The organism is Propionispora hippei DSM 15287 (assembly GCF_900141835.1).
GTDB lineage: Bacteria > Bacillota > Negativicutes > Propionisporales > Propionisporaceae > Propionispora > Propionispora hippei.
The window spans coordinates 26,164-45,166 of record NZ_FQZD01000018.1 but is presented as its reverse complement, the minus strand read 5'-3'; the positions used below and the strand labels follow the sequence as shown (position 1 = coordinate 45,166).

Genomic DNA, 19,003 nt, shown 5'->3' with positions numbered 1-19,003 from the left:
CCTGTATTCAACAGTCTACCTCGCCCATCAGTGGGTCCAGCGTAGACAAAATGGCCACCACATCGCCGATTAAGAGTCCGCGGCACAGTTCATCCAGCGCGTGCAGGTTGATGAAGGACGGGCGGCGGATATGAACGCGGTACGGCTTGGTGCTGCCGTCACTGACAATATAGTAGCCCAGCTCACCCCGGGGATTTTCAATCCGGTGATATACATCGCCCGCTGGCGGCTTGATCACCCGGGCCATTTTGGCTTTCACCGGCCCTTCCGGCAAGCCTTCCAGCGCCTGCCGGACAATCCGGGCGCTTTGTTCCATTTCCTGCATCCGGACTATGTAACGGTCCCAGTTGTCGCCCTGCGTGCCCAGGGGAACAGTAAAGTCAAATCGGTCGTAGACCCCGTAAGGATCAACCTTGCGAATATCATAATCCACGCCCGAGGCCCGGAGCGACGGTCCGGTCATGCCCAGTTCCAGCGCCCGGGCGGCGTTGATTTTAGCATAGCCCTTCAGACGATGCGTAAAAATTTCATTGCCGCTGATCAGACCGTGATATTCTTCCAGCAACGAGGGAAATTCATCAAGAAAGGCCTGTGCCGCCGGCACAAATTCGGCCGGCAAATCTTCCGCCACCCCACCGATGCGGATATAATGGAACGTCATGCGGGCGCCGCAGACCATATTAAATAAGTCCAGTATTTTTTCACGGTCCCGGAACCCATAAATCATACCTGTAGCCGAACCGAAATCAATGGCAATAGTGCCAAAAAAGATCAAGTGACTGGCAATGCGGTTGAGTTCAGCCATAATCACCCGGATATATTCGGCCCGTTCCGGTACCTCCACGCCCAGCAGCTTCTCCACCGTCTGGCAATAGCCCAGGTTGTTGCCCATGGCCGACACATAATCCAGCCGGTCGGTATAGGGCAAAAACTGGGGATAAGTCCGGCCCTCGGCCAGCTTTTCAATACCGCGATGCAAATAACCCATTTCCGGGGTAGCCCGCACCACCTGTTCGCCGTCCAGGTCCAAAATCACCTGCAAAACACCGTGGGTGCTGGGATGGACCGGTCCCATATTGAGTGTATATACTTCTGTTCTCGGCATATCCTTCACCTCACACTTCTTGGCCGGCTGCTTTAAAATCTTTACGCAGCGGATGCCCGGTAAATTCCGCCGGCAATAAAATACGCTTGAGCTGGGGATGACCGGTAAAGGTAAGCCCCAGCAAATCGTAAATCTCCCGCTCCTGGAAATTGGCGCCCGGCCAAAGCGAAACCAGGGAGGGGAAAACCGCTTCCTCTTTGCTGCAGCGCGCCTTAACGGTGAGCATCTGGCGACGGTGGCAGGAATAGAGATGACAGACCAGTTCAAAATACTCGGGGTAGTCCACGGCCGTCTCATTGCTCAGCAGGGTAAATTGATAGTCCGCGTCCTCTTTCAGCCAGCGCAGCAGCTCTAGCAGCCTGTCCCTGGCAATCACCAAGGCGCCGCTTACTCCCTCACCGCTTACCTCGGTCGCCGGGGCAAACCGGGCGGCCAGCTCTGTCAGTTCATCCTTGGTTATCATTTGTTTAGTCATGTTGATCCCGCCTTGCCACTTCAGGATGACGAATCTTCTTTTTTAGTTCCAGCAGGCCCTGAATGAGAGCCTCTGGCCGCGGCGGACAGCCGGGAATATATACGTCCACCGGGATAATCTTATCCACGCCGGGCACAACAGTATAGGACGAATCGACGAACGGCCCGCCGGCATTGGCACAGTTACCCATGGCAATGACGTACTTTGGTTCCGGCATTTGCTCATATAGCCGCTTTAACGGCCCCGCCATCTTCCAGGTCAGCGTCCCGGCCACAATCAAGAGATCAGCCTGCCGGGGCGACGGACGAAACACCTCGTAGCCAAATCGGGCCAAGTCAAATCTGGCCGCTGCCGCCGACATCATCTCAATAGCACAGCAGGCCAAACCGGAGGTAAGCGGCCACAGAGAGTTGCTCCGGGCCCAGTTCAGCACCTGTTCAATCGAAGTGACGATAATATTTCGTTCCAATAAAGAATCAGGTTTTGCCACCGCATCTTTTATTTCCACTCCAAAGCCCCCTTTTTCCAGGCATACCATAATCCAAGCGTTAATATGGCTACAAAAATAATCATTTCTACAAAAGCAAACAAGCCAAGCTGCTGAAATTGGACGGCCCAGGGATACAAAAACATCGTTTCCACATCAAAAACGACAAACACCAAGGCATATAAATAATAGCTTGCTTTAAACTGAATCCACGACTTGCCGATGGGATCGATGCCGCATTCATAAGGCAGCGACTTTTCCAGGCCAGGTTTACGGGTCTGTACCATGGCCGAAGCAACCAGGCCGCCGATGGGAACGACCAGCGCAATCAGGATGAGTACGCCAATTAAAGTATAATCCTGTAACATAACCATCCTCCCTTTCGTTATTGAGCAAAAATTCAATCATTTTAGCTTAAACAACACTATCTTGGGTTAGTATGACACATATCTGTAAAGCTAGTCAGCGACCTCACCGGTTGGCCCTCGAAAACCACCAGTTCACGCTATGTAGCCTGACGAATCTTTTGCCATACGAAAAATTCTCTCGCCCTGGCGACAGGCCCATTCATACAGCAGCGTCTAGACAAATGTTCACTTTTTCACTTACTTAGTTACCATCCCTCCGGTCAATTGTTCAAAATTTCACTTACACCATAAAAAAATAAAGGGAGCGTAAAAATGACTAAGTAGATGGTACCATGTTTCATTTTATAATTCAATACTTCGCCAGCAATAATTGAACATATTCCCCGAAAGAATACTGATTAATTCATACTGTATACAGTATTTGTATTATTACATTAGACAAATGTGCAGTATAACTAGATCGAGTTGATCTACTTTTATAACTTTCGCTATATGATTATGATAATCGATCTTACCGGCTTTGACTGTGATTAGCATCACAACATGTCTGACACGGCAAAAATATAATGACTTATCCCGCAAAAACAAGCTGGATATTTACAATATTTATCAATCAACTAAATCATACCACGTTCTGCCATAACTGACAACCGCTTCGCCCCGTCCGCGATTGCCGACGCAAAACCCTGCAGCAAAAGCAAGGTGATATGCTTCTCGCTGCAGGGTTTTCTGTTAAGGAACCTTATTGCTTAAGCAGTTTCCTGCGCCCTGCCACCAGTCAGTAGTTTCTAATCCTTCAGCCGGAGTTTGGCCAGGGCATCAGCCAGGGCCGTATTAAGCGGCTCCTGAGCGATTTTCTTCTGCTCTTTCAGATAGACCGCTACCTCCCGTTTTGAGCTTTTATCCTGCTCTTTATTCTTCCGTTCCTGAAAAGCGGTTAATTTTTCCCGGTAACCACAGGTACAAACAAACAACCGGTTTTCCTTTTCACCACGCAGCTCCAGCTTTTTATGACAGTTGGGGCAGCGGGCATTGGTCGTTTGTGAGAGTCCCTTGCGATAACCGCAGTCCCGGTCCTGGCAAACCAGCATTTTCCCTCTTTTCCCGTTGACCTCCAGCAGATATTTGCCGCATTCCGGACATTTGGAACGGGTCATATTATCATGGGTAAAGCTTTCCTGACTGTCTTTAATCCGGCCGACAATCAGCCCGGCATACCGTTTCATTTCCTGAACAAAGTCTGTTTTGCTCAACGCCCCCTTGGCGATGGCGCCCAGCTTTTGTTCCCATTGGGCCGTCAGAGCCGGTGACTTTAAATCGTCCGGTACCAGTTCCAGCAATTGTTTTCCCTTGGAGGTCAGGTGAATATCCTTCCCTTTTTTCTCCAGCAAAAAACTATTAAACAGTTTTTCGATGATGTCCGCCCGGGTCGCCACCGTCCCCAACCCGCCGGTTTCACCGATCGTCTTTTTCAGGCTGTCGCTTTCCTGCTTCATATAAGCTACCGGATTTTCCATAGCCGAAAGCAGAGTTGCCTCGGTAAATCGAGCCGGCGGTTTGGTTTCCCCCTCGGTCGGGATCAGTCGGCCAACCGGCAGGACAGCACCTGCCGCAAGCTGAGGCAGCACTTGTTCCTGCTCGTCGTCCGCATCTTCTTCGCCTTCCCATTGACCGCCATATAGCTCCTTCCAACCGGCAGCCTGAATCACCTTCCCCCTCGCAGTAAAGATCTCACCGTTAAGCAATGCCTTTACCGCAATTTGTTCATATTCAAACGGCGGATAGAGCACAGCCAAAAAACGTTTGATCACCAGATCGTAAATTTTGCGCTCCTGCTCACTAAAATCCTGGAGTGAGACAAATTGCTCGGTGGGAATAATCGCATGGTGATCAGACACCTTGCCGTCATCAACAAAGTGGCTGTTCGCCCGGATAGGCCGTTTCAGCACAGCAAATGCCGCCTTGGTATAAGGGCCGACACCGCAGGCTTCCAGCCGTTCCTTGAGCGTCTCCACAATATCGGAGGAAAGATAACGCGAATCGGTCCGGGGATAGGTCAGCACCTTATGACTTTCATACAGCCTTTGGGCAATAGACAGCGTTTCTTTGGCGGAATAGCCAAAGGCTTTATTGGCGTCCCGCTGCAATTCCGTCAAATCGTACAAGCCCGGTGCATAGGCCTTTTTAGCTTGCTTAACCACCTCAATGATTTTCATGGTTTTATTTGCAAGGCCGGCCAGCAGGTTGTCTCTGACTTCTTTTTGAAAGGTTCGTGGCTCGTTGGTTTTGCCGTCGCGCCAGATCAGCCGGACGCCGCCGGCCACGGCCGCCAGCCCGTAATAAGGCCGGGGCTTAAAGCGGGAAATTTCTGCTTCCCGGGCGGCAATCATTGCCAGCGTCGGCGTCTGTACCCGTCCGCAGGACAGTTGGGCATTATATTTGCAGGTCAGCGCCCTGGTAGCGTTTATTCCCACAAGCCAGTCAGCCTCAGCCCGGGCGGCGGCAGCGGCATACAGGCTTTCATAAGCCTTTCCCGGCTTCAGGCTGCTAAAACCGGCCCGGATGGCCTTGTCGGTTACCGAAGAAATCCAAAGACGCTTCACCGGCTTGCGGCTGCCGGCCTTTTCCAGAATCCAGCGGGCCACCAGTTCTCCTTCCCGCCCGGCATCGGTGGCAATCACCACCTCGCCAACATCCTTGCGCAGTAATTGTTCTTTAACAATACGAAATTGGCGGCTGCTTTGCCGGATAACCACCAGCTTGGCCGTCGCCGGCAGCATCGGCAAATCCTCCAGACGCCAGGACTTGTATTTCTCATCATATTCTTCGGGATCGGCCAGTGTCACCAGATGGCCCAGCGCCCAGGTAATCACATGCCGCTCGCCCTCCCAATAACCGTTGCCCTGTTTATGGCAGGCAAGCACCTTGGCAATGTCCCTGCCCACCGAAGGTTTCTCCGCCAATACCAGTATTTTGCTCATATAGCTTTTCTCCCCTTTATCCGCTCCGCTCGTAGGGAACTACTGATTTATTCACACCACACAGCCTGGCCATCTTTCTCCGCCTGGCTGCGTCAGCAAAATCTTGAAATAGGAACCGCTATTCCTGCGTTTTTGCTTCCTTGCCAGCCGAAAAAATCTCTCGCCAGGCTGGCAGGCTCATTAAATCAGCGGTTCCCTAGACAGCATATCCAAAAAGCCTTACAGCTACACCGTCTGTAAGGCTTTTGTGCTTTATTCTATTATTCGCCGTATAATTGAGTCCGTTGCTTCTTTACTTCCCCGTCTTCCAGGTATTCTTCATAGGTCATCCGCCGGTCAATGATACCGTTCGGCGTAATTTCAATAATCCGGTTGGCAATGGTCTGAATAAACTGGTGGTCATGAGACACAAACAGCATGGTTCCATCAAAGCTGATCAGTCCGTTATTCAATGATGTGATGGATTCCAAATCCAAGTGGTTGGTCGGCTCATCTAAGAGCAGAACATTGGCCCCGCTGAGCATCATTTTTGCCAGCATGCAGCGCACTTTTTCGCCACCGGAAAGAACATTGGCGGCTTTTAGGCTTTCCTCACCGGAAAACAGCATACGGCCTAAGAAGCCCCGGATGAAGGACTCCTCCTGATCCTGGGAAAACTGACGCAGCCAGTCGACCAGCGACAGCTCGACACCGTCAAAATAGCTGGAATTATCCTTAGGAAAATAGGCCTGCGAGGTGGTAACTCCCCATTTGAATTCTCCGGTATCGGCCTCCATTTCGCCCATTAGAATTTTAAACAATGTCGTTTTAGCTAACCCGTCCGGTCCGACAAAGGCGATTTTATCACCCTTGGTTACCAGGAAGCTGACATCGTTCAGTACAGGTTCCCCGTCAATTGTTTTCGCCAAACCTTCCACCTGTAAAAGCTGCGCTCCCGCTTCCCGCTCTGGCTTAAAGGCAATGTAGGGATACTTGCGGGACGAAGGCTTGATATCTTCCAGCGTCAGTTTTTCCAGTTGTTTTTTCCGGGAAGTGGCCTGCCGGGATTTGGAAGCGTTGGCACTGAAGCGCTGAATAAAGCTTTGCAATTCCTTCGCCTTTTCTTCCTTTTTCTTATTGGCGTCTTTCGCCAACTGCAGCGCCAACTGGCTCGACTCCAGCCAGAAATCGTAGTTGCCTACATATAATTGAATGTTTTCAAAATCAATATCGGCAATATGGGTGCAAACCTTATTCAGAAAATGCCGGTCATGAGATACGACGATGACGGTATTGGGGAAATCATAAAGAAAGTCTTCCAGCCAGGTTACCGACTGGATGTCCAGATGGTTAGTCGGTTCGTCCAGCAGCAGGATGTCAGGATTGCCGAACAATGCCTGTGCCAACAGCACACGCACTTTCTCCTTGCCGCTCAAATCGCCCATCTTCTGATAGTGAAGCGTTTCGGGAATACCTAGTCCGTTCAGCAGGCGGGAGGCTTCTGAGTCGGCATCCCAGCCGTTGAGTTCGGAGAATTCACATTCCAGCTCCGACAGCTTCATGCCGTCTGCTTCGGAGAAGTCGGCTTTGGCATACAAGGCGTCTTTAGCCTCCATAATTTCATACAGCCGGGCATGGCCCATAATGACTGTTTTCAATACTTCATGTTCGTCAAATTCATAATGGTTCTGTTTTAATACCGCCAGCCGCTCGCCAGGAGTGATGCTGACTTCGCCGTTGGTCGGTTCAATCTCGCCGGCCAGCACCTTCAAAAAGGTTGATTTGCCGGTGCCGTTAGCCCCGATCAAACCGTAGCAATTGCCTGGCGTAAACTTTATATTCACATCCTTAAATAAGATACGTTTGCCAAATTGTAATGTTAATCTGCTTGTACTGATCATGTATGTAACCCATCTTTCTTTATTGTTTTTATAACATCTGATTTTACCATGTCTGGCCCGATTAGTCCAGGAAACCACTGACTTAATGATCTCTCGGCCTAGAGCTAGGCAATTAAAGGCCGGAGCAGTTCTGACGCGCAGCTTCCAGGCAGGTCTTCGAGAACATATAAAAAACCAGGAGCGTCACCACTCCCGGTTGGTTGTTGGGGTTAGTTACTTGCTGTAGGTCTGCACATAGTCAGAACCAAGTAACTCATACATCTTCAAATGCCGGATCACTTTTCCTACTTGGGCCCGGTTTAAACCCTCGACATGTTCAACGCCAATCGCATCTTTAATGATGTTCTTGATTTCGAACCTGTGATACCCAAGAAAAGTTAAGCGGCTAAGCAGATGCGTAATCGTTTTCTGCTCCATAATCCCTTTCCTCCATGAACTTAATAGGTAATTCATAACGCTGCGCCAGCGTCATCAGCCGCAATTACCTTGGGATTATTACCAATATACATTGAAATAGAAGATACAGGCAACTCACACTAGTACTCTTTTTTACATGTCGCTGTATAACAGCATGGTGAATAATCTACATTAATATAATAGCATGAAATTTGCATAACTGTCAAATTTTAAATTTCTGTTAAAAATAGCAGTATTTTAAGAAGAAACAATTGACAGCAGCCAGGTACGGTGTTACAGTTTCTATGTAATTATAAGAATCACATATAAGAATCATAACTTCCTCGTTAGGTGAGGCTCCTGTATGAACACAGGCCACTGCCCGGAAATGTCGAAAGACGCCAATGGGTAGAACAGGTATTACCGGCATAAGGTTTTACTTAAGGTGGCTGAGCGCAGCGCATTTTGCTCTACGTTATACAGTGCCAAAGCTCAAACGAGTGGGGAGGTCAAGCGCCGCTTTTGTTGCGCCCTTCTTTGCTGTCAGCATGACCTTCCCATATGGGAAGGTCATTTTTATTGTATAGGAGGTGGTATGTATGGACGATGGCCCTAATCCGGCGCATATACTATTTTATTTGCCGTCAAAACCGGTATACGGCAAAGCACGAAAAACTACATTAGGATGTGATGACTATGGCCATTTTTTCTTCCCACATACCCACCCGCCGCTTTGGCTTACTGGATCTCGCAGTTATTATTTTTGTCTTTTCCCTGCTCTATTCGCTCGTACGCTTAAGCTCCGGCATGGCCGTTCCCTTTTCGCCGGAAACGCAGCTTGATCTTTCGTCCAATCCGGCCGATCTGCCGTACTATGCCGGCCGTTCCTTGCTGCGTATGTTTTTAGCCTATGGCGCCTCGCTTATTTTCACCTTACTCTATGGCAGTCTGGCCGCGAAAAACCGGCTGGCTGAAAAAGTTTTGATTCCCTTGCTGGATATTCTGCAGTCCATCCCGGTGCTTGGCTTTCTGTCCGTTACCATTACCATGTTCATCGGTATGTTTCCCGGTAGTCTCTTGGGCGTGGAGCTGGCTTCCATCTTTGCCATCTTTACCGGCCAGTGCTGGAATATGACTTTCAGCTTCTACCATTCCCTGACCACTCTGCCCAAGGACCTTAAGGAAGCAGCTACTATGCTCCGTCTCAATCCCTGGCAGCGTTTCATTCGCCTGGAGGTTCCCTTTTCGATGATCGGTCTGGTCTGGAACAGTATGATGTCCTTTGGCGGCGGCTGGTTCTTTTTGGCCGCCAGCGAAACCATCACGGTGCTCAATTCCAGCATCCAGCTTCCCGGCATCGGCTCCTTCATGGCCGCCGCCATCGCTAACGGCGACATGACAGCTTTGGTATATGCCATGGTAACCATGGTACTGATGATTGTGGCCGTGGACCAGCTTTTCTGGCGGCCTATCGTCGTATGGTCCCAAAAATTCAAAATGGAACGCACCGCCGCCAAAGAGGTGCCTTCCTCGTTCGTTTACGATCTGCTGCAGCGTGCCATTTTCATAACCTGGCTGCGCAAGTACCTGTTGACCCCGCTTTGCAGTGCGGTATATAGCTATGGCAGCCGCTTTGTCGCTTTCGGCGGACACACTGTCCGGCAAGCCGAACGGTTCAAGCTGTTCTCTCTGCTGCGATCGGCTTTCACCTATGCATTAGCCTTGGGTGCTATTTATTATGTAGTACGGGAAGCCTATGACGGTTACCAAATGCTGGCCACGCTCGGCACCAAAGAATTAGGCAACCTCTTTGTTTTTGGCTTCTACACCCTGGGCCGGATTATTGTCGCCACGCTTTTCGGATTGATCTGGACCGTACCTGTCGGCGTCTGGATCGGCACCAACCCCCGCCTGACCAAACTGTTTCAGCCGCTTGTGCAAATCGCCGCCTCCTTTCCTGCCAATATGCTGTATCCTTTTATTGCCGTATTTTACCTGCAGCATGAGGTAAATTTTGAATTCGGGTCTATTGCCCTTATGGCACTCGGCACCCAGTGGTATATCCTGTTTAACGTCATTGCCGGCGCTACCACCATTCCCAATGACCTGAAGGAAGCGGCCGTTCTTTTTAAACTGTCCGGTCGGCAACGCTGGCAGAAACTTATCCTGCCGGCTATCTTCCCCAGCCTGATCACCGGCTGCATTACCGCTACCGGCGGAGCCTGGAACGCCAGCATTATCTCCGAACTGCTTACCTGGAAAGAAAACCAGTTAGTCGCCACCGGCATCGGCGGCTACATTAGCCAGGCCACCGCCACTGGCGACTGGCCGTCCATTATCGGCGGCATTGTAGTTATGTGTGTCTTTGTCATTCTTATGAACCGCCTGTTATGGCGGCGTCTGTTCCAACTGTCGGAAACCAAATATCACTTAAATTAAAGGGGGGATTTGCCATGAAAAAAAAGGTATTAATTGAATTAAAACAGGTTCAAAAGAAATGGGATGGCGGCAGCAGCAATGCCGGCGTTCCGGTATTGTCCAATATCAATCTGTCCATCTATGCCGGGGAGTTCCTCGCTATTTTGGGACCGTCAGGCTCCGGCAAATCCACCCTGCTGCGCATCATCGCCGGACTCACTCCGGCGAGTTCCGGCAAAATCACCTATCTCGGCCAGGAATATCAGGGCGTAAATCCCGGCGCCGCCATGGTGTTCCAGTCCTTCGCCCTGTTTCCCTGGCTGACCATTTTAGAAAACGTGCTAGTCGGCCTGGATTCCAAGGACTTGCCGGCCAACGTAAAAAAAGAAAAAGCTCTGGCAGTCATTGATATGGTTGGTCTGGACGGCTTTGAGAATGCCTATCCCAAGGAACTGTCCGGCGGTATGCAGCAGCGGGTAGGACTGGGGCGCGCCCTGGTCAGTGACCCCGACGTGCTGCTGATGGATGAACCGTTTTCCGCCCTGGACGTCCTGACAGCGGAAAACCTGCGTCGCGACATCCTGGAACTGTGGCGGGAAAATAAAATTCCGACAAAATCAATCATTATGGTAACGCATGGCATTGAAGAAGCCGTTTATATGGCTGACCGTATTCTGGTTGTCTCCGGCAGCCCGGCCGGCATTCATACCGATATGCCCATCACGTTGCCTCACTGGCGCGACAAGAATGCTCCGGCCTTTATCAGCCTGGTCGATACCTTATACTCTTTAATGATGAAACGCAGTGATACCGCCCCGCGCAACACCCTCACTATTGAAAACAAAGAAATCATCGTGCTGCCCCGTGTCTCCGCCGGCGCACTGACCGGGTTTCTTGAGCTTTTGGAGGACCTGAATGAAAAAACCGATCTGTATAAATTAGCAGACCGGTTTATGATGGACAGCGAGGATTTTTTTCCGATCATTGACGGAGCTACATTGCTGGGCTTCGCCAAGGTCGTGGACGGTGATATTGAACTGACCCCCGAGGGCATCCGCTTTGCCCAGGCTTCGGTCCTCGAACGGAAGGAACTGTTCCGGACCCAGCTTGTACAGTACGTCCCGCTGGCCGGTAAAATTCTGGCTATCCTGCAATCTAAATCCAATAAACGGATGAACATTGAATTTTTTGAGGACATACTGGCTCGCTCCCTGCCAGCCGCCGAAATCCCTCTATTGCTGGATACCCTGATTGCCTGGGGCAGATATGCCGAGCTGTTTGCTTACGATGAACAGAGCCGCCAGCTCTTTGCTGAAAGCTAAAAAACAACAGCTTTATCTGTCTTTCCCGTTTCAACCTTGTGCAAATGCTCTTGCTTCTCTGTTCTTACTCCCGACAAGCAGCGTAGCGCTGGTAACAGCCGTAAAAGGCGCCACGGTAATTAAGCCGAAACTGCCAATCATCGTATTTAATACTTCGGCCGCAATATAATTTAAGTTCAATATATTCAGCACCGGTGTTCCTTGCGCCACAAACACCATTAACAAACCAATGTAACCGCCGGAATAGGCCAACAATAACGTAGTGCTCATGGTACCCAGCACAGTGCGGCCAACATTCAGTCCCGCTTTCATTGCTGCCGCTTTACTAATGGCCGGATTGGCCTCAATCACTTCATACACTGCCGAGGTAATATCCACCGCAATGTCCATGACCGCTCCTGATGAGGCAATGAAAATGCTGGCAATGAATATTTCGGTCAGGTTAAGCTGAAAGCCGGTATATAAAAGACTTTCGGAATAGTCCATGACCGCACCATGAATTTTCGACATGCTAACAAAAATAATGGCCAACAGAGCCGTCAGTCCTGTGCCTAACAGCGACCCCAGCGTGGCAGCAATAAACCGCCGGTCAAAACCATATACCAATATGATAATGACCGTTGTCAATATGACCGTAACCAAAAGGCCGCACAAAATGGGCTGGTATCCTGCCAGCAAGAAAGGGATCAGCATCTTCCAAATGCAAAGCACGGTAAACAAAAAAGCTAAAATAGCCCGCACACCAATCCAGCCGGCCAACAGAATCAGCAGTAACATAAACGCCCCAGCCAGAAGTACCTGATAATTAAGCCGGTAATGGTCTACCATGGATATTTTATAGACGCCTTGTCCCTGTACACCGCCCACCGTAACCAGCGCAATATCCCCCGCCTGATACTGCTTATCGGTTCCTAGCGACCCGGAAAGCATATTCATAGCTTCGGCAACCGTTCCTTTATAACTACCATCCTGCAGTTCAACTACACATCGTTGTTCGCCATAGGCAACAATTCCGGCACGCTGAATGCCGTTGTTGTTTACGGATATCACTCGGACTTTCGAGGTCTCGAACTGACTGTACACGGGATTTACAAACCGGTCGGGCAGCATAAGCAACCCAAGCACAGCCAGCAAAACCACGACTGTCGGTATAAATGATTTGGAAGCAACACATTTGTTATAATATTGTTTTATCATAATTAACCTCGCCATAGCAGTATATAAAGCTGCGCCTGCCTTCTTTCCAACCGAAAGGCGGCAGGCGCATTTTTTCAATTATTGCAAGCCTACAAGAGCTTTAATCCTTTTGCTGATATCGGTATTATCATAGAATCCATTGAAGGCATCCTGTCCTGTCCCCAAGGCATATACGGCAACAGGAAGCCCGGTATGAGCCGTTGAGGTCCAGCCAAGCCCTGACCGGCTATTCAAGATACGGGTAATAACAATTTGGAAAGGCTCATGCTCATACATGCTGTAAGTGGTTTTATATTCCTTATCGCGATGGCGCTGTTCATAAGGAATCATACTTACAGCATATGCGTCACGCAACTGCGCAACTTCCTTACCCGTCAAAACCAACGACTGATCCTTCAGGCCGGCGGCCTCAGGATCGGTAGGCAGCACTAACCCAAACAGGCTTTTCACATCAGCCATGGCTGTTTCAAAAGGAACCTGGTTATTGCGGTATTGCTCTACATATTCATCGGCGAACTTTTTAAACGAGAGCTTCTGATTTTGGAGCAAATAAAGATACGTATCATATTGCGTCCCGTTATAGCCCATAGTGAAACCGCCCGTTTCATGATCGCCTGTGACCAAGATCAGCGTTTCCTTAGGGTGCTGCCGGGCAAACTCTACCGCCACATTAACGGCCCGCTCCAGGTCTTTCACTTCCTGAATGGTTGTATAAGCGTCGTTGGCATGGCACGACCAGTCAATTTTGCCGCCTTCGGCCATAATAAAGAAATTATTCTTTTCACCTAGAACATCAATGGCCTTTTGTACATAATCGGCAAGCGCCAAATCACCGTAATTACGGTCAATATTATAATTGATAGCCACATCACCGGGATTATCCAGAACAGGATTAATGGCAATTGTTTTGCCTGACCGGGAATTCAACGCCTTAATGTCCTCATAGGTATTGGCTACATGATAGCCGGCTTGTTTTGCCAAATCGATCAAATTGGTTTGATTGTTTGCTTTGCCGGTAGGCTGTTTAAAGCCGCCGCCGCCAAAGAAATCAAAGTTACTTGTTATCAAATCCAGTCCAATTTCATAGAAACTGTTCCGGTTAGGCAGATGCGCATAAAAACCTGCCGGTGTTGCATGATCAAGAGAAACACTTGTCACAATGCCAATCTTATAGCCTGCCTGTGACTTTAGCTGTTCGGCAATTGATGCAACACGATTGTTATAAGGATCAACGCCAAGGGCACCGTCCAGGGTCTTTACACTACAGGCAATGGCTGTCGCTGCTGAGGCTGAATCGGTAATAAACTTGGAAGCATCATAGGTTGTGGCGGCACCAACCACAGGAAAGCTGACAAAAGAAGGCATTTCTGCCTGAGGAATATTTTCCCGTGTAGGCTTGGCTAAGGTTCCAACAAAGTTATGCTCAATTGTTCCATTATAATGGCCCAATGCCGTAGCCTGGGGGAAACTCATACCGTCGCCGATAAATAAGAAAATATATTTGGGTTTCACACCGGTCGGATCTGCGTTCGTCTTAGCAATGCTGGATATTTCATAAGCAGTCTCATTGTCGGATCGTGCAGTTGTTGGCGAGTAGCCTGCGATAAAGCTAATACAGAAAAAGATTGCTACACAAACAGCCACTAACTGCAAGGGTAAATGTCTCTTTTTAAACATAAACTCTATCCTCCTTTAAAGATGGCTCAGTCCACTTTCTGACTGAAAGTTGCTATTGCCTGATCTTACATGAACCTGCTCCCTCCTTGTCAAAATACTTGGCAAGCACAACTCACCATCAGCCAGCCGAATATCCGATTGTCTCGGGGAAAGAAAATTCCTACAAACACCTTACCTGAGCACTCCCTCGAACCGGTAGAAATATAAATTGGAAAAATTATACAATTTTATTATAATACATCCCATCCTCATTGGGAAGTCGTTGTTTTTTAAATATTAAGAATATTTATTAAACTTAGCATCTATATAAAAACCAATAAGGAGTCTCCCGCTTTTTAGACGGGAGACTCCTTATTGTGTCAGGCAGTTCCAGTGAGCTGCCTTTCTTATGACTCTGTTTTTTCCCGGCAGATTATCCCGGGGATTTACCGCCGAGCAGCGACGTGTGAATAACAATGGGGTCCATGGGCTGAAAGCGGGTATCCTCTAGCCGCTTCAGTTCATCACGGAGCCGGTCATGCTGCTCCTGCAGAATGGTCTTGGTATACGTATATTCATCAAGCTTGGACAAGGCATTGGTAATTTCATGTATCTTTTCTTCGTACTCCCGGTGTAGCCGTACGATTTCCAACCCTGTTTTCACATGTTCGCCCCCTATGCTCCGGACAAAATCTGGTAATATTATATCCGGATTATGGGCCTTCCTATGCAATAAGCCTAGAGAGGAAAATTATGGCTGCGCCGAAACAAGACTGACCGTCGGTAGCTCTTCCTGCCGTCCGGCCAAACGCCGGTAGGTGTCCAGCCGTTCCATGGCATCCGCCTCGGTTTTGGCAAACAGCAGCTCTGCCGCAGACGGGAATTGTTTTTGCAGGGCCGAATAGCGGACTTCGCCCAGCAGGAACTCCCTAAAGTTCAGGCTCGGCGTCTTGGAGTCCAACCGGAACGGATTTTCTCCCACTGTCTTGCGCCGCGGATCGAAACGGTACAGAGCCCAGTAGCCACTATCCACAGCCCGCTTGGCTTCGAGCTGGCTGCAGCCCATGCCGGCTTTCAGCCCATGGCTGATGCAAGGCGCATAGGCAATGATCAGCGACGGACCGGGGTAGGCCTCAGCCTCGGCAATGGCCTTTAGAGTCTGATTCTTGTCGGCCCCCATGGCAATTTGCGCCACATAGACATAACCATAGCTCATGGCGATCATGCCCAAGTCCTTCTTTTTGGTCTGTTTGCCGCCAGCGGCAAATTTGGCAATGGCGGCGGCCGGCGTCGCCTTGGACGACTGGCCGCCCGTATTGGAATAGACCTCGGTGTCAAAAACTAACACATTAATATCTTCGCCGGAAGCCAGCACATGGTCCAGTCCGCCAAAACCGATATCATAAGCCCAGCCGTCACCGCCGAACAGCCACTGGGAACGTTTTACCAGATAATCGCGGTTTTGCTCAATTTGATCAAGCAGTGGCTCGGTTCCCCGCACCGCCTGCAGACAAGCCAGCAGGCGGTCGGCCCTTTCTCTTGATCCTTCGCCTTTTTCCCGGTGCTCCAGCCAGGTGGCACAGGCTGCCCGCCATTCCTCGCCCAGCTCCAGTTTACCGGCCGTCCGGACAAGCTGCGCCAGTTGGTCGCGCATTTGCTTCACGCCTGTCAACATGCCCAGACCAAATTCGGCATTATCCTCAAACAGGGAATTACCCCAGGCCGGCCCGTGTCCCCGGTGGTTGACCGTATAGGGAACAGAGGGTGCGCTGCCCGCCCAGACGGAAGAACAGCCGGTAGCATTGGCCACCATCATCCGGTCGCCGAACAGTTGAGTCACCAGCTTGGCGTACGGCGTTTCCCCGCAGCCGGCGCAGGCACCGGAAAACTCCAGCAGCGGCTGTTCGAACTGACTGCCCTTCACGGTAAGCGCGTTAAGCGGGTTAGGTTTTACCGAAAGGCTCCCGGCATAGTCCCAAAGCGCCTGTTTATCGCCTTGGGTATCCAGCGGCTGCATAGTCAGCGCTTTCTGTTTAGCCGGACATACCTGGGCGCAATTGCCACAGCCGGTGCAGTCGTATTGGGAAACCACCATGGAGAAATACAGGTCCTTGCGGCCCGTCATCGGCAGTGCAGCAAAAGCTGCAGGCGCCGCCTGCTGTTCCGCTTCGGTCAGCAATACGGGACGGATAGCGGCATGGGGGCACACGTAAGCGCATTGATTACACTGAATGCATGCCTCCGGCAGCCAGACCGGCACATCAATAGCAATGCCCCGTTTCTCGTAGGCCGCCGAACCCATGGGGAAAGCACCGTCCTCCAGCCCTTGGAAGGCACTGACCGGCAGTTTATCGCCCTCCTGCCGGTTCATAGGAATCAGGATATCCTTGATAAAGGCGGGCAGCAAACCAGCTTCCTCTTGCCGGTCTTCAGTCCACTGCCAGTGAGCGGGAACAGCGACCTGGCGCAGTGCCTGAACCCCTTGGTCAATGGCGGCATGGTTCATTTGCACCACCTTGTCGCCTTTATGCCCGTAGGAGTCAATAACCGCTTCCTTCAAATAACGGACCGCCTCCTCCACCGGAATAATCGCAGCAAGTTTAAAGAAAGCAGCCTGCATGATCATATTGATCCGTCCGCCAAGCCCCAGTGTTCGTGCAATGCCGACAGCATCAATTACGAAAAAGCGGATGTCCCTGGTAAACAGGTATCGCTTCATGGCCGCTGGCAGGTGCGTCTCCAGTTCCTCCGCCGTCCAGGTGCAATTTAAGAGGAAGCTGCCCCCCTGCTTTAAGCCCTCCAGCAAACTATACTTATCGACGTAAGACTGATTATGGCAGGCGATAAAGTCGGCCTTATGAATGAGATAGGAAGATTTTATCGGCTTTTTCCCAAACCGCAGATGCGATATAGTAACCCCGCCGGATTTTTTCGAATCATAGGCAAAATAGGCCTGAGCGTACATGTCAGTGCGGTCGCCGATAATGGAAATGGCGCTTTTGTTGGCACCCACCGTACCGTCTGAGCCAAGTCCCCAAAACTTGCAAGCCTTGGTGCCAGGCGTACTGGTGTCGATATCCGCCCCCTCCGGCAGCGAGGTATTGGTCACATCGTCCACAATGCCCACGGTGAAACGGTCCTTCGGCCGGTCCTGTTTCAGATTCTCAAAGACGGCCTGGATGTGGGAGGGAAGCACATCCTTGCCGCCCACGCCACAGCGTCCGCCCACAATAAGCGGCTGTTGCTCCCGGCCGTAAAAGGCCGACTTGACATCCAGATAGAGCGGTTCGGCCAAGGCGCCCATTTCCTTCGTACGGTCCAGCACGGCAATCCGCCGTACCGTGGCAGGAATGTATTTAAAAAAATGCTCCAGGGAGAATGGCCGGTACAAGTGGACAGTCAGCAATCCAACCTTCTCGCCCCGGTCATTCAGGTAATCCACCATTTCTTCAATGACCTCGCACATCGAGCCCATGGCAATAATCATCCGGTCGGCATCGGCGGCACCATAATAGTTGAAAAGATGGTACTCCCGGCCGGTCAGTTTATTGATTTCTTCCATATATTCTTCCACAATGGCCGGCAGTTCCTGATAGAAGTGATTGGATACCTCACGCTGCTGAAAATGAATGTCCGAATTCTGCACCGTTCCTTTTAATACCGGATGATCAGGATGCAAGGCACGCCGCCTAAAATCCTGCAATGCCTCCCGGTCGAGCAACTTCGCCAGATCCTCATAATCCAACACTTCTATTTTTTGCACCTCATGGGAGGTCCGAAAACCGTCAAAGAAATTAAGGAACGGCACCTTCCCCTTGATGGCCGCCAGATGTGCCACCGCCGCCAAATCCATAACCTGCTGCACACTGCTTTCGGCTAACAAAGCAAAACCTGTCTGCCGGGTAGCCATAACATCGGAGTGATCACCAAAAATGCTAATCGCATTGGCTCCCACCACGCGGGAACTGACATGAAAGACGCCCGGCAACAACTCACCGGCAATTTTATACATATTGGGGATCATTAACAGCAGCCCCTGTGACGCCGTATAGGTCGTCGTCAGCGCCCCGGCCTGCAAAGAGCCGTGCACGGCACCGGCGGCTCCACCCTCAGATTGCATTTCCAGCACCTTAACCGTCTGGCCGAAGAGATTCTTTTTGCCGTTGGCTGCCCATTCATCCACATGCTCCGCCATATTGGAGGATGGAGTAATGGGATAAATGGCCGCTACATCAGTAAATGCATACGAGATGTAGGCCGCTGCCGTATTTCCGTCCATGGTCTTCATTGGTTTCGCTTTGTTTGTCATAAAACCTTCTCCCCCTGTTTTAATCTGTCAGACATACAAAACGCCCCTGTTCAATATAGCATTGAACAGGGGCGCATTTTGGCGCGGTACCACCCTAATTTTTACACTCTAACGATCGGTCCATCAACCGACTCCCGGCTAACGCCCGGGCCGCGCCTCTGTCTAATCCTTACGGTAACGCCGTAATTTTCGTCAGAAGAGTTCATGGGGGATTTAATCGGCAATATGTCCGCGCCGGTTCGCAGCTTCTCCGGCTCTCTGGGGCGGCTTTCCTACTGCCTTTGTTCCCAATCATCACCTTTAACAGGCTCTATGTAATTGAAACGGCTTTGGGATAAATTATTGCATTTTTTAGCCATTCTGTCAATAATCTTCCACTGTCTTTAGACAAACTTTTTTGTCCAGTGTA

The 19,003-nt window shown here is 50.4% G+C and carries 13 protein-coding genes and 1 riboswitch; of the genes, 2 read left to right on the top strand and 11 right to left on the bottom strand.

Translation table 11 applies throughout. The features are described 5' to 3' along the window. Window positions 1-7: 7 nt before the first annotated feature. From F3H20_RS11560 to F3H20_RS11530, 7 genes are all read right to left on the bottom strand, one after another. Complete coding sequence (locus F3H20_RS11560; RefSeq protein ID WP_149735077.1) at window positions 8-1,105, bottom strand: NADH-quinone oxidoreductase subunit D; 1,098 nt, start codon at window positions 1,103-1,105, stop codon at window positions 8-10. A 10-nt stretch (window positions 1,106-1,115) separates the two neighbouring features. Then, window positions 1,116-1,580, bottom strand: coding sequence for an NADH-quinone oxidoreductase subunit C (locus F3H20_RS11555; RefSeq protein WP_149735076.1), 465 nt, complete (start codon window positions 1,578-1,580; stop codon window positions 1,116-1,118). Beyond that, on the bottom strand, window positions 1,573-2,088 hold the full coding sequence (locus F3H20_RS11550; RefSeq protein ID WP_091744119.1) for an NADH-quinone oxidoreductase subunit B: 516 nt from the start codon (window positions 2,086-2,088) through the stop codon (window positions 1,573-1,575). The genes F3H20_RS11555 and F3H20_RS11550 overlap by 8 nt, the downstream gene beginning before the upstream one ends. Beyond that, a complete protein-coding gene (locus tag F3H20_RS11545; protein ID WP_091744120.1) occupies window positions 2,079-2,435 on the bottom strand; it encodes an NADH-quinone oxidoreductase subunit A in 357 nt (118 codons plus the stop codon). Before F3H20_RS11545 ends, F3H20_RS11550 begins: the two co-directional genes overlap by 10 nt. Window positions 2,436-3,223: 788 nt before the next feature. Further along, window positions 3,224-5,416, bottom strand: coding sequence for a DNA topoisomerase III (locus F3H20_RS11540; protein ID WP_149735075.1), 2,193 nt, complete (start codon window positions 5,414-5,416; stop codon window positions 3,224-3,226). A 260-nt stretch (window positions 5,417-5,676) separates the two neighbouring features. Next, window positions 5,677-7,296 (bottom strand): ABC-F family ATP-binding cassette domain-containing protein, encoded by a 1,620-nt coding sequence (locus tag F3H20_RS11535; RefSeq protein WP_149735074.1) that lies wholly within the window; start codon window positions 7,294-7,296, stop codon window positions 5,677-5,679. A 213-nt stretch (window positions 7,297-7,509) separates the two neighbouring features. Then, window positions 7,510-7,713 carry a hypothetical protein gene (locus F3H20_RS11530; protein WP_149735073.1) on the bottom strand — a complete coding sequence of 68 codons (204 nt, stop codon included), beginning with the start codon at window positions 7,711-7,713 and terminating at the stop codon, window positions 7,510-7,512. Between the two features lie 315 nt (window positions 7,714-8,028). Next, a riboswitch (M-box (ykoK) riboswitch) is annotated at window positions 8,029-8,204 on the top strand. Window positions 8,205-8,388: 184 nt separating this feature from the next. Between F3H20_RS11530 and F3H20_RS11525 the strand changes: the two genes are divergently transcribed. Both F3H20_RS11525 and F3H20_RS11520 read left to right on the top strand, forming a co-directional pair. Further along, complete coding sequence (locus F3H20_RS11525) at window positions 8,389-10,131, top strand: ABC transporter permease (protein ID WP_149735072.1); 1,743 nt, start codon at window positions 8,389-8,391, stop codon at window positions 10,129-10,131. Window positions 10,132-10,145: 14 nt separating this feature from the next. Next, window positions 10,146-11,432, top strand: coding sequence for an ABC transporter ATP-binding protein (locus F3H20_RS11520; protein WP_149735071.1), 1,287 nt, complete (start codon window positions 10,146-10,148; stop codon window positions 11,430-11,432). A 30-nt stretch (window positions 11,433-11,462) separates the two neighbouring features. Here the strand turns inward: F3H20_RS11520 and F3H20_RS11515 are convergent, their stop codons facing one another. The 4 genes from F3H20_RS11515 to nifJ form a co-directional block, all read right to left on the bottom strand. Further along, the gene (locus F3H20_RS11515; protein WP_149735070.1) at window positions 11,463-12,629 is read right to left on the bottom strand and encodes a YibE/F family protein; all 1,167 of its coding nucleotides are present in this window, start codon (window positions 12,627-12,629) and stop codon (window positions 11,463-11,465) included. A 78-nt stretch (window positions 12,630-12,707) separates the two neighbouring features. Continuing rightward, window positions 12,708-14,306, bottom strand: coding sequence for an alkaline phosphatase (locus F3H20_RS11510; RefSeq protein ID WP_149735069.1), 1,599 nt, complete (start codon window positions 14,304-14,306; stop codon window positions 12,708-12,710). A gap of 412 nt (window positions 14,307-14,718) precedes the next feature. Beyond that, the gene (locus tag F3H20_RS11505; RefSeq protein WP_091744128.1) at window positions 14,719-14,949 is read right to left on the bottom strand and encodes a hypothetical protein; all 231 of its coding nucleotides are present in this window, start codon (window positions 14,947-14,949) and stop codon (window positions 14,719-14,721) included. 87 nt (window positions 14,950-15,036) lie between these two features. Then, window positions 15,037-18,594, bottom strand: coding sequence for a pyruvate:ferredoxin (flavodoxin) oxidoreductase (gene nifJ / locus F3H20_RS11500; RefSeq protein WP_149735068.1), 3,558 nt, complete (start codon window positions 18,592-18,594; stop codon window positions 15,037-15,039). Window positions 18,595-19,003 lie beyond the last annotated feature (409 nt).

Excerpts from the sequence above, each read along its gene's own strand:
- F3H20_RS11560 (WP_149735077.1), bottom strand. The coding sequence starts at position 1,105 with ATGCCGAGAACAGAAGTATATACACTCAATATGGGACCGGTCCATCCC.
- F3H20_RS11555 (WP_149735076.1), bottom strand. The coding sequence starts at position 1,580 with ATGACTAAACAAATGATAACCAAGGATGAACTGACAGAGCTGGCCGCC.
- F3H20_RS11545 (WP_091744120.1), bottom strand. The coding sequence starts at position 2,435 with ATGTTACAGGATTATACTTTAATTGGCGTACTCATCCTGATTGCGCTG.
- F3H20_RS11540 (WP_149735075.1), bottom strand. The coding sequence starts at position 5,416 with ATGAGCAAAATACTGGTATTGGCGGAGAAACCTTCGGTGGGCAGGGAC.
- F3H20_RS11535 (WP_149735074.1), bottom strand. The coding sequence starts at position 7,296 with ATGATCAGTACAAGCAGATTAACATTACAATTTGGCAAACGTATCTTA.
- F3H20_RS11530 (WP_149735073.1), bottom strand. The coding sequence starts at position 7,713 with ATGGAGCAGAAAACGATTACGCATCTGCTTAGCCGCTTAACTTTTCTT.
- F3H20_RS11525 (WP_149735072.1), top strand. The coding sequence starts at position 8,389 with ATGGCCATTTTTTCTTCCCACATACCCACCCGCCGCTTTGGCTTACTG.
- F3H20_RS11520 (WP_149735071.1), top strand. The coding sequence starts at position 10,146 with ATGAAAAAAAAGGTATTAATTGAATTAAAACAGGTTCAAAAGAAATGG.
- F3H20_RS11515 (WP_149735070.1), bottom strand. The coding sequence starts at position 12,629 with ATGATAAAACAATATTATAACAAATGTGTTGCTTCCAAATCATTTATA.
- F3H20_RS11510 (WP_149735069.1), bottom strand. The coding sequence starts at position 14,306 with ATGTTTAAAAAGAGACATTTACCCTTGCAGTTAGTGGCTGTTTGTGTA.
- nifJ (WP_149735068.1), bottom strand. The coding sequence starts at position 18,594 with ATGACAAACAAAGCGAAACCAATGAAGACCATGGACGGAAATACGGCA.